The sequence below is a fragment of the Chakrabartyella piscis genome (assembly GCA_030067835.1).
Taxonomy (GTDB): domain Bacteria; phylum Bacillota; class Clostridia; order Lachnospirales; family Anaerotignaceae; genus Chakrabartyella; species Chakrabartyella piscis.
This window is the reverse complement of sequence record CP092441.1, coordinates 2765838-2778056: the sequence shown is the minus strand read 5'-3', so window position 1 is coordinate 2778056 and position 12219 is coordinate 2765838. Positions and strand designations below refer to the sequence as shown.

Genomic DNA, 12219 nt, shown 5'->3' with positions numbered 1-12219 from the left:
CCTTGTTATGATACGGCAGGGTCTTTCTTTTGTTAGACAAATGGATTATAATTATAGAAAAAGGAGGCGAAAATATGTTTCGTGACGGAAAATTTCATGTAATACCCTCTGTTAGGAGTATTCGGTATTTGGAACAAGCTTTGCAAGGACAGGAAGAATGGATTATGTTAGGATGTCCACATATTGGGAATTTAAAAGAAATGGTGCAGGTATGTCATCAAGCTGGTAAAAAGGTTATTGTCAATCATGAGCTTGTTGGTGGATTAGGTGCGGATAAAGTTGCATTCCAATTTTTGAAAAATATGTATTTGGTTGATTGCGTTATGGGTTCTAGTAATAGTAAATTGGGGTTGGTGCGTAAAGAAAATATTCGAACCATTCGGAGAATTGCATTAGAAGATTCCTATTCGTTACAAGTGGCTTTTCGCAGCTTAAAGGAGACGAAGTATAATGCCATTGAATTACGTCCGGCGTGGTATGGCATTGAATTTTTGAAAGAATTCAAGAAGCAAAATGATACGGAATATATACTTGGTGGATTTGTCAATACAAAGGAGCTTGTTGATGCGGCATACAAAGCGGGATTTTCAGCTGTTGCAACCAGTTCTGTGGAATTATGGGGATATGAGCCTGAGGGTAAATAAAGTTTGCCGAAAAAGAGGTGATGTCAAAAAAATAAAATATCGGTTTATATATTGGCAATACGTTAGAATAATGTGAAATTGATACCATTTCAGCTGTCAAGAAATACTTGACAACTGGTGTTAATGAAAAAAAGAAAAATTTGCAATTGCTACTAGAAACGGTGGGGGAATTTTGCATATTTTTGTTGAAAAACAAGAAAAAAGATAAAATAATATAAGTTTTTATTAAATACAGAAAAAACTTTGACTTTTTATATATCAAATGATAAAATAAAATAAAAAGTCGGAGGTGAAAGCCATGATACAAAGAAAAGAATATTTATCGAAGCTACTAGAGTGGAAAGAGAAAAAAGTCATAAAAGTTGTAACGGGTGTGCGTAGATGTGGGAAATCCACTCTATTTGCATTATACCAAAAGCACTTACGAGAAACAGGCGTAGAAGAAAACCAAATCATCCACCTCAATTTGGAAGATATGGATTTTGAGGCACTCTTGGATTATCAAAAGCTATACGCATACATCAAAGAACGTCTTTGTGTTGGAAAATACACATATGTTTTTATTGATGAAGTGCAGAATTGTGCCAATTTTGAAAAGGTGGTAGACAGCTTATTCATCAAAGAAAATGTGGATGTGTACATCACAGGTTCCAATGCCTATATGCTTTCGGGTGAGTTGGCGACGTTGCTTTCTGGGCGGTATATCAAGATTGATATGTTGCCCTTATCTTTTCGAGAATATGCGGAAGGTGTTGGCGGTACAAAGACAAAAAGTGAACTTTTAAATGACTATTTGCGATTTGGTTCGTTTCCATACATTGCGACTTCAGGGCAAAGTTTTGCCGACACCCAAGATTATTTAGAAGGGATTTACAGTTCCATCTTAATTAAGGATGTTGCAAAACGAGAAGGAATTACAGATGTTACCCTCTTAGAAAACATCGTAAAAACCGTTGCAGCAAGTATCGGTAGTCCCATTTCTGTGAAAAAAATTGCAGACACCATTGTATCCTCAGGCAGAAAAACCTCTGTGAATTCTGTAGATTGCTATTTGAAAGCACTTTGTGATGCGTATATTTTTTACAAAGTAGATCGTTATGACATCAAAGGTAGACAATATTTGAAAACCCTTGGAAAATATTATATAGTGGATACTGGTATTCGCAATTTGATTTTATCCACTAGAAGTTTTGATTTGGGGCATTTATTGGAAAACATTGTTTATTTTGAATTGTTGCGACGAGGGTATCGTGTACACATTGGCAAGGTGGCAGAAAAAGAAGTGGATTTTGTGGCAGAAAATCAAGATGGAATTTTATATGTACAGGTATCGGCATCTGTTTTGGCAGAAAGCACTTTGGAAAGGGAATTGGCTTCGCTTAAGGCGATTTCAGACCATCACCCCAAAATACTTTTGACCTTGGATGAGATTGGTGTTGGCAACAATTATGATGGCATACGTCAATTGCATTTGGCAGATTGGTTATTGGAAACATAAAAATTAAGCCTACAAACTTCGTAAATATAAGCGGAGCTTGCAGGCTTTTTTAGTTTTTACGAATGGACATAATTTAATCATCAGATTACAGTATTGCGTTTCAGTTTTATATGAATATTTGTGAATTTGCAAGTGATATGGAATTTGAACGTTGTTTTTATGGTTAAAATTTTGAATAAAATTCGTTAAAATAAATTAAAATTAGAGATACAAGGTTTTTTATGAAAAATGTTCGAAAATTGCACATAAAAATCGCAATAAGAAATAAATTATCATACATGTATACAAAATGCATAAAAAACTGAAATTTCAGTTGACGGCATAAATATTGTAATATATACTATATTCAAAATTAAATCTTAAATAAATCTTGAAAATAATGTTGGTTTTGTAAAAATTTGTAGAAAAAACAATTTTTTCAAAATAATTGAAATTTCAGAAAATACATTAATTTCCAACATCTATAGGGTGCGATGATGGTATACAGTGAATATTTATTCAATCTAAGGAGAGTGCAATATGGAAGGTCAGTCTCAACAAGACTACATTGTAGAGGCAATACGTAATAAAATCTTATCTGGAGAGTTGGAAGATCATTTCCGTTTGACAGAGTTGGGTATTTGCCAAGAATATGGTGTACCAAGAGCAGCAGTAAAAAATGCATTGCGTATATTATGCGAAAGAGGATATTTATATTCGTTACCTCGTTCTGGTAATTATGTAAAGCCAATTGATTATAAAGAAATTTTAGATAATTTCCAGTTTCGTATGATTGTAGAACCAGAATGTCTTTTGATTGCATATCCCAATTTGACAACAGTAGATATTGAAAGAATCAAAGAGAATTGTAGAAAAATGGAGTATGGCGGATTTTTGGATTATGTAATTGCAGAATTGGATAATCATAGTTTGTTCCCAGAAAGAAGCAACAACCAAATGCTCAAAAGAGCTTTGGCAATGAGCGCTGATGTTATTTCTAGAATCACTTGGAGGGGGTTGGAGTTTCACAAACTCAATTCAAGACCAGTAGAAAGCATAGAAGAATGGAAAGAAATTGCCTATCATTTGGAGAATCATCAACCACATATGGCAAGTAAATGTTTTTTACAACACATTATGAATTCTTCCACAGTGTTCTATGAAACAGGTCTTCGAGTACCACCAGATTCTGAGTAAACTGGTTTTGTGGATGAATGGTTTATTGTATTGCAAGAGATTTATATTTTTAAAATATGGGTGTAAAGTTACCTTTTCAAAAGGAGCTTTTTTATATAGCTTTATATCAAAAAGTAGTGGGTGTCAAGAAATGGACAGAAGAAACTAGGAGGGAAATAAGTATGAAAAAATTATTTGCAAGTCTTGTTTGTTGTACATTGGTATTTGGTTTGGTGGGTTGTGGCGGTTCCAGCTCCAGCAGCAGTGGAGATGAAGTGGAAGTAAAACAATTGAAACTTGCAACCCAATATCCAGAAGACCACAATGATGCACAATCTGTAATTAGAGCTAGCGAAGCCATTCAAGAAGCAACTGGTGGCAGTGTAGAAATCAAAGTGTATCCTGCCAACCAATTGGGAGATTACACACAAGTGTTTGAAGAAGTTATGAAAGGTACCATTGATATGGCTACCATTTCTATTCCAACACAATTTGATTCCAGATTGGAAATGCTTACAGTACCTTATTTGGTTACAAGCTATGATCAAGCAAAAACAACTTTTGCAGATGGTTCTTATGTATATACTGAATTGCAAAGTATTCTCAATGAATTGGATGTAGAAATGTTGAATATTTATTTGGATGGTTTCATGGGAATTGGTGCTACAGAATCCATTGAAAATGTAATGGACTTCAGTACTTCTCATCCTCAATTGTTGCGTGTTCCTAGCATGGACTCTTTGATTTGGACTGCTCAAGGTATGGGCTTCAATACAACTACAATTGCATATGCTGATTTGTATTCTGCGTTGCAAACAGGTGTTGCTGATGGTTGGCTTGGAGGTTCTGCATATGTAAACCAAACATCCTTTGGTGATGTAATTGAATACTTTGCAGACAACCGTTATATCCATGAATTGGTTGTAACAATTGTCAATAAAGACACATTTGAGTCTCTTACAGAAGAAGAACAAAGCATTATCAAAGAAACTTTCGCTGCTGAAGCATTGGTTGTTGCAGATTTGAGAGAAGTTCTTGATGACCAAGCGCTTGTGGATATGGAAGCAGCAGGAATTGAAGTTTATGTTCCAACAGAAGAAGAATTGGCAGCTGCAGCAGATTACTTTAGAGCTGATGTATGGCCAAAATTTGAATCTGTTTTGGGAACAGAATTGATGGAAGGTCTTATTGCAAATGCCGATTGATATATGGGTGGTATAACCTATATGAGATGATAACTTAGCATACCGCACAAATTCAGTTTGTGCGGTATTGTTCAAAATACGATGGACTTTATAGTAAAAAAAGAAAGGAGTGAAGTATATGGCGACGAGAAAACCCATTGAAGAAACAAAGGGGTGGAAATTGCTCCTGATGGGAGAACGTAGTATTTTGGTAATTACCAGTGGGCTTGCAACTTTCCTTGTAGCAGTTGGCGTATTTATGCGATATGTATTGACAAAAGATTTCTTTGGGCAAGAAGAGGTTGTTACTGTGGTTGCAATGTGGCTTTATTGGATTGGTGGGGTATATGGCAGTTATGAAGATAGCCATATCAAAGCAGATATCTGTACAGATTTAATCAAAAATCCTAAGAAATTGAAATTTGGTTAATTGTATAATCAAATTGAACACATAAAAAAGTCCACAGTGAATGGATTTTCTGTTAGAATAAAGTTACCACACAAGATTCTAAGAGAAGGAGCCAAATACTATGGACAATACCAATTATAGCACAAATCCAGTAGAACGCAAGAAGGGGCAACACTTAGGAGCGGAAGAGCGTGGAGCAATCCAACACCTACACAAACTGGGTTACTCTAATAGAGCAATCGCTGGTGAGCTGAATTGTAGCCCTTCCACAATAGGATATGAGTTGGAAAGAGGCACGCCAGCTTACTCCGGTCGTGGGAGAAAGCCTACTTACTCTGCAAAGAGAGGCGCTACCGTTTACAAAGAAAATCGGAGCCGTTGTCGTCGTCCTAAGAAGTCATTTCAGGATTCGCAGTTTATTTCTTGGTTGGTAAAGCAAGTGAAAGAACACAAAAGGTCGTTTGATTCTTGCGTGGGTCGTGCAAGGTTGCTTGGGTTATTTCCTCCAGACACCATTCCATGTACCAAAACACTCTACAACCGATTGAGAAGCGGAGAATTGCCCCTCTCTTTATTCGACCTTCCAGAAATATTGACACGTCGACCACAGGGAAAACCCCGTATTTCTAAGCGTTTATACGGAAAAAGTATAGAAGAACGTCCTCTTGAAGTTGTCCTCAGAAACACCTTTGGTCACTGGGAATCTGATACCGTTTTGGGTCAAAAAAAGAAGGGCGAAGCAGCCGTTTTCAGCATTGTTGAACGGCTGACGGGTTACTATATTACCCTGCGTATTGATGAAAAAACCGCTGACGGAGTTGCCTCTGCAATGAAACAGCTCCATCAACAGTTTGGAGACAAATTCAATCAAGTGTTTCGTAGCATTACCACAGATAACGGAAGTGAATTTGCCAGTTTTTCAGACTTCGAGAATCTAGGTAGCGAGGTTTATTTTGCCCATCCATATTCTTCTTGGGAGCGTCCGGTGAATGAGCGGTCAAATCGTGTTTTGCGTAAATTCATTCCAAAATCCACCTCTATCACAAAATTTTCTCCCGAGCAAATCTTGGCGTTTTCGGATGAAATCAACGCAACCCCAACAAAGAGATTGGGATATTACACACCAGAAGAATTATTTGAAGATCAGCTTGATCAAATTTATAGAAGAACCAAGCAGTAAACTTTATTTCAAAAGTGTTCAATTTGTTATTGCAATTTTCAGAAATTGAAATTTGTAAAATGTTTGATTTCTTTCATCAGCATTGTAGTATGTGCAGTATTTATGGTTTGGAGTGTAGAGTATATTATTTGGAGCATACAATCTGGAGGTAAGAGTGTAGGTCTTAAAATTCCTTTGGTGTATTCTCAACTACCACTGTTGATTGGATTTATATTAATGTTATTTTATTCTGTGGTTGATTTTATCAAACTCATTAAAAAAGCACCACAAGTAGAGTTAGAAGAGGTAGGTGAATCTGAATGGAATTAGGAATTGGTTTTATTATTTTAATTGGTTGTGTTATTTTAGGGGTTCCTGTTGTGTACGCATTTGGAGCTGCTACCATTTGGTTTACTGTTTCTTTGGGATACGATCCAGCATTCTTGCTTCCTACAGCCTATAGCAAATTGAATGGTGTGGTTTTGCTTGCAATTCCTCTTTTTATTTTGGTAGGTGGCATTATGGAAAAAGGGATGATTGGCTCTGCTCTGGTGGACTGGGTAGAAAAATTTGTAGGACGTATTCGTGGTTCTCTTTGTATTGTAGCTACAGTCACATGTGCCATTTTTGGTTCTATTTGTGGTAGTGGTGCTGCAACATTGTCATGTGTGGGTTCTATTTTGGCACCTAAGATGCATGAAAAGAAATATAATATGGGTATTGCAGCAGCAGTTCTTTGTTGTGCAGCACCTTTGGGTATGTTGATTCCACCAAGTTCCATTCAAATTTTGTATGCTTGGTCTGGTCAATTATCTGTATTGGCATGTTTCTTATCTACAGTTGTACCTGGACTTATTTTAACTGCATTGATTTCCATTGTGGGATATGTGCTTTCCAAAACAAATAAAGATATTATCTTGGCAGAATCTGTTTCACCAGAGGTGTGGATGAAAGAAACAGGAAAATCCACTGTACGTGCTTTGCCAGCTTTGTTTATGCCTATTATTGTATTGGGTGGTATTTATGGTGGTTTTATGACACCTTCTGAAGCAGCTGCTGTTGCAATTGTATATGCTTTGCCTGTCAGCATTTATATTTATAAAGGTATGAGATGGAGAGATTTGAAAGAAAACTTCATCAGTTCTGCTACTACAACAGGTGTTATCATGGTTATGCTTGCCATCATTATGGTAATGAGTCGTATTTTGGTTATGGAAGATTTGCCAGGAATCGTATTGGATCTTTTGCTTTCTGTTTCAGAAAACAAATATGTAATTTTGATTATGATCAATCTATTTTTGGTTTTGATTGGCATGTTGATGGACGATGTGAGTGGTACACTTCTTTGTACTCCAATTTTAATCCCAATTGCAATGGAATTGGGTATTAGCCCTTATCAAATGGCAGCAATATTGGGTGTCAACTTGGGAATGGGTAACATTACACCACCAACAGCACCATTCTTATACTTAGGTGCTAGAATTTGCAGAGTAAGTGCAAGAGACATGATGAAACCTTGTATGGCGATTATTGTATTCGCTTATATTCCAACATTGCTTCTCACTACATACATTCCACAAATCTCTTTGTGGTTGCCAGAGTTGATTATGCAACAAAGTTTTGGTATATAATTCAGAAAAAGGTTTATTCCATACATCGAATAGGCCTTTTTCCCATCAAATTCACAGAAAATAAACTTCCATTTTATCAGACTATAGTTTGAAGGATGGTTTTCCATACTCTTTTTGAAACATATAAAATGGATTGGTATACAGAAGAGGTTCCTGTTTTTATTATGGAAGGGAGATGCCTATATATGGGGCATATATACATCAGTAATATACAACGTTTTTCTTTAGATGATGGTCCAGGGATTCGTACCACTGTGTTTTTCAAAGGTTGCAATTTGGCTTGTCTTTGGTGTCACAACCCAGAATGTATCCCTATGGCACAGATATTACAGTGGAAAGGGAATCTTTGCGTCAATTGTGGCAGATGTGAATTTGTCTGTCCAAATGGAGCACATAAAATAGAAGATGGAGTACATGTGCTCAATAGACAACTATGCACACATTGTGGTCTTTGTGTTGCCCAATGTCACCATAAGGCATTGGAGTTGATTGGCACCCAATGGAATGCAGATGCTTTGGTCAAAGAGATTTTAAAAGACAAAGCGTATTTTGAATCTTCTGGTGGTGGTGTGACTTTTTCTGGTGGAGAACCCCTTTTATTTGCAGATGAAGTGGCAATTTTGGCAAAAAAATGTAAAGAAGAAGGGTTACATGTTGCTGTGGATACTGCAGGAAATGTTCCATTTACAGAATATGAAAAATTGTTGTCTGTTACAGATCTGTTTTTATATGATATCAAAGGGTATACTTCCCATCTTCACAAGAAATGGACAACAGTACCCAATCAACGTATTTTACATAACATACAAACTTTGGATACCCTAGGAGTCAGTTATACCATTCGTGTACCCATTATTCCAGGATGCAATGCAACAACAGAAGAGCAAGAAGCAATTTCGACTTTTTTGCGTTCGCTAGAGCATATTGACTTGATTCAGTTGTTGCCATATCATGCTTATGGAGTGGGGAAATATGAAGAGATTGGTATAACTTCTAAGATGAAAAATCAAAATCCGCCACCTGAAGAAGTGATGGAATCCTTTTTGCAGCAATATTTGGAAAAGGGTTTACATGCAGTGATTGGTTGACAGATTTATAAATAAATTTATAAAATTATGTTATTGTCCAGATAAAGATAAGGAGTGAGTTACTTGAACCAACAAAAATTACAAGCAAGTTCACGCGTACAGTACCTCATAGACCATCGACATGATGATCATGATCGTAAGCAAATTCCAACAAGAACACCATATTATGAAAAAGCATATGAAGAATACGCAGATTCCCATGTGAAATTGCGTATTGCCCATGGTTTTGCTGCTTTTTTGGCAGGAAAAAAAATTCTGATCCAACCATATGATGTTTTGGCTGGCTTTTCTTATCGCTATACATACAGACCAACTTTTCCATTGAATATGCCAGATGATTACGATCCACTGTTTCGACCACCTACAGGGATTGATACATTTGAAGAAGCTGAAGTAGGCGCAAAACTCAATGGTTTTTCACCAGATTCCAAAGAAGCACAAGAAATGGAAACATTTGCCCATTGTGTATCCCATTGGTTATACAAACATTGGGAAACTGGACATATTCTTCCTGGTTATGAAAGATTGATCAACACTGGTTTTGATGGATTGATAGAAAAAACAGAAGCAGCTCTCAAAGAAGCAACAGGAACTGCAACCATAGATTTGGAAGCAATGTTGATTACAGAAAAAGCAGCAATTCAATACATCAATCGTTATGCAGAGTATGCTGCACAATTGATTGCAACAACAAATAAAGTAGAAGAAAAAGAACATTTGGCAAAATTGGAAGATGCTTTGCGTCATATTGCAGGTGGAAAGCCTCGTACATTCCTAGAAGCGGTACAATTGATTTGGTTGACCCATGAAATGCTATATGCAGAAAGCTTCCCAGCTTCTTTCTCCTTTGGGCGTTTGGATATGTATCTACATCCTTTCTATGAAGCAGACTTGAAAGCAGGTAGAATATCACATGAAGAAGCAGTGGATATCATTGATGCACTTTGGGTGAAATTTGGGGTTACTTTGCATGGATACCAAAACATTACCATTGGTGGTTTGGATGTAGATGGCAATTATGTATCCAATCCATTGACCATTATGATGCTACAAGCTTGTAGAAAAACACTCTTTGACCAACCACTTCTTTGTTTGCGATATCATAAATCCATGCCAGAAGAAGTTTGGCAAGAATCTTTGGAATTGTTGAAAACAGGAATTGGTTTGCCTGCTTTCTTCATTGATGATTTCTGTATTCCTGCCAAAATGCGTATGGGTCAAAGCAAAGAAGATGCCACCAACTATGGTTTGATTGGTTGTGTAGAAATGGGTTGTCCTGGTAAAGAATATTCCAAAACAGAATGCTTGCGTGTAAATGTAGCAAAAATTCTAGAATTGATGTTCTTTGCAGGAAAAAGCACTTGTACAGCTGTGGGTACTGTTATTGGTAGTGCATCCATGCCATCTTTGAAATTGGGGGATAAAATCATCAAAGATTATATATTCCCTCTGTTCCAAAAGAATGATATTTCTGAAGTGAACAGTTTTGCAGAGCTTTTGGATTGGTACAAATATGAGTTGACACATCATTTGCAGTTCTCCATGACTTCTATAAATCGTTTGGATACTGCTTTGCCTGAATGTTATCCAACACCATTCCTTTCTACATTAATGGAAGGTTGTATTGAAACAGGAAAAGATATTACAGCAGGTGGTGCAATTTACAACAATACAGGTATAAATTTATGTGGTCTTGCCAATGTAGCAGATTCACTTGCAGCAATCCGTCAGTTGGTATTTGAAGAAAAACGATATACTTTAGAAACCTTCAAAAATGCTATGGCAGCAGATTATGTGGGATATGATGAACTTGTGTATGACATTGAACGTTGTCCTAAGTATGGAAATGACAAAGATAGTGTAGATTTGTTGATGGCAGATATTGTTGATGCAGCAACAAAACAAATCCAATCTATGGACAATCCTCGTGGTGGCAAATGGCAAATGGGATTGTATTCTGTGGAAGATCATGCAAAAATGGGAATCTATACAGGAGCATTGCCTGATGGCAAACGAAAAGGAGAAGCAATGGCAAGTGCCTTTTCACCTGTACAAGGAAAAGATGTGGTTGGACCGACTGCCAGCTTAAATTCTATGTTGAAAACAGATTTGACTGGTGCAACCAATGGTATGGTAATGGATATGAAATTCACACCTTCTTTCTTTGACAAAGCAAGCCATGAAAAGGCGCTTCGTATGCTCATTGATGCGTATGCAGCACAAGGTGGTGGCGAAATACAATTCAATGTAGTGGGTCGTGACACATTGATTGATGCACAAAATCATCCAGAAAAGCATAGAGAACTTGTGGTACGAGTTTCTGGTTTTAGTGCTGTATTCACCAGTTTGATTAAGGAAACACAAGATGAAATCATCAAAAGAACGGAGTATAAAGATATTTAATGTAGCATAGACAAAAAAATCCACCTGCTATGCAGGTGAGTTCTGAGTAGCTTTAGCTTTAAGTACAAAATCTTCTTTGAAATAGCATAAATGAATTATCAGTAAAATGATTTTCAAAGAAGATTATCAAGAATGAAAATAACAACTAATTATACACTGGATAATATTAACTTTATAAGGCTCGATAGAGCTGTAAGGCAAGTAGTGCAGAAGTAAGAAAATTTATGCCTCTTTAGAGGTTGGCGGGTAAGAGTGGCTTATAGCCACAGAGCAAACCACCAGCTAAGCTGGTGGTACTGATTGAGAGTAGTGATAAAAACAAGCTGTTTTGTAGTTGAGCAGGATTCAATTTCAGACGATTGGTTTGCGATCGTCTTGTGTGGTTTAACGTTATCTATTTAAAATGCAATTAGAAAAAGTATGTTTATCATTTCAAAATAAGTTATTATTTTGAAATGATGGGGGTATAGCAAAACAAATGCATAAAAAATTAAGCCTACAAACTTCGTAAAATCAGCGGAGTTTGTAGGCTTTGTTCATTTCTTTAGATAAAGAGTATGTAATATATTGGAAGAAATAATTCGTTTTCCCTCGAAATACCCCTTGTGGATACGCACAGTCATTTATGCACTTTTCATATATTATGTAGCACTAATCCCTATCCTTTTTTCCAAATCCAGCATAGAAAAGCAGTATTTTTCGAATGGTGTCCATGTTGTCTGTAACGGGTCACCTTCCCTGATACGCAAAGTTCTTCTGATTTCCTTTGGCACCACCACACGACCCAAATCGTCTATTCTTCTTACAATACCTGTTGCTTTCATATTCAAACCTCCAATAAAATCAAAATGGTGTATTACATGTGTTTGCAAGTAGTATTTGTAAATGTAAGAATAATATACAAAAAAGAAAAGGAATGAATTTAAAATTTTTTCGATAGGGTATAGGTTTGTATTTGGCTGTTTTCATATTGCAATCGTATAGGTATTGGAGTATGATAAAAATAGTATTGATTTGCGTATATTTATGAGAAAGAGGGGTGTTTGCA

The 12219-nt window shown here is 36.5% G+C and carries 10 protein-coding genes and 1 pseudogene; 10 read left to right on the top strand and 1 reads right to left on the bottom strand.

Features of this window, described 5'->3' with window-relative positions:
• Positions 1-74 precede the first annotated feature (74 nt).
• From MJY40_RS12580 to MJY40_RS12540, 10 genes are all read left to right on the top strand, one after another.
• Positions 75-644, top strand: coding sequence for a glycerol-3-phosphate responsive antiterminator (locus MJY40_RS12580; RefSeq protein WP_317854554.1), 570 nt, complete (start codon positions 75-77; stop codon positions 642-644).
• A gap of 298 nt (positions 645-942) precedes the next feature.
• Positions 943-2142: an ATP-binding protein gene (locus MJY40_RS12575; RefSeq protein ID WP_317854553.1), complete on the top strand. Its 1200-nt coding sequence runs from the start codon at positions 943-945 to the stop codon at positions 2140-2142.
• 519 nt (positions 2143-2661) lie between these two features.
• Positions 2662-3318 carry a GntR family transcriptional regulator gene (locus MJY40_RS12570; protein ID WP_317854552.1) on the top strand — a complete coding sequence of 219 codons (657 nt, stop codon included), beginning with the start codon at positions 2662-2664 and terminating at the stop codon, positions 3316-3318.
• Positions 3319-3479: 161 nt separating this feature from the next.
• Entirely contained in the window at positions 3480-4502 is a 1023-nt protein-coding gene (dctP, locus tag MJY40_RS12565; RefSeq protein WP_317854551.1) for a TRAP transporter substrate-binding protein DctP, read from the top strand.
• A gap of 118 nt (positions 4503-4620) precedes the next feature.
• Positions 4621-4911 (top strand): TRAP transporter small permease, encoded by a 291-nt coding sequence (locus MJY40_RS12560; protein ID WP_317854550.1) that lies wholly within the window; start codon positions 4621-4623, stop codon positions 4909-4911.
• Between the two features lie 100 nt (positions 4912-5011).
• Positions 5012-6070, top strand: a complete 1059-nt coding sequence (locus MJY40_RS12555; protein WP_317854549.1) for an IS30 family transposase — start codon at positions 5012-5014, stop codon at positions 6068-6070.
• 102 nt (positions 6071-6172) lie between these two features.
• Entirely contained in the window at positions 6173-6379 is a 207-nt protein-coding gene (locus MJY40_RS15665) for a hypothetical protein (protein WP_416387488.1), read from the top strand.
• Entirely contained in the window at positions 6370-7680 is a 1311-nt protein-coding gene (locus tag MJY40_RS12550) for a TRAP transporter large permease (RefSeq protein ID WP_317854548.1), read from the top strand. Before MJY40_RS15665 ends, MJY40_RS12550 begins: the two co-directional genes overlap by 10 nt.
• A gap of 185 nt (positions 7681-7865) precedes the next feature.
• Positions 7866-8768 (top strand): glycyl-radical enzyme activating protein, encoded by a 903-nt coding sequence (locus tag MJY40_RS12545; protein ID WP_317854547.1) that lies wholly within the window; start codon positions 7866-7868, stop codon positions 8766-8768.
• Between the two features lie 63 nt (positions 8769-8831).
• A complete protein-coding gene (locus MJY40_RS12540; protein WP_317854546.1) occupies positions 8832-11171 on the top strand; it encodes a pyruvate formate lyase family protein in 2340 nt (779 codons plus the stop codon).
• Between the two features lie 719 nt (positions 11172-11890).
• On the opposite strand, the pseudogene MJY40_RS15590 reads toward MJY40_RS12540, so the two are convergent.
• Positions 11891-11995 (bottom strand): annotated as a pseudogene (locus MJY40_RS15590) (AbrB/MazE/SpoVT family DNA-binding domain-containing protein); the annotation flags it as partial.
• Between the last annotated feature and the right edge of the window lie 224 nt (positions 11996-12219).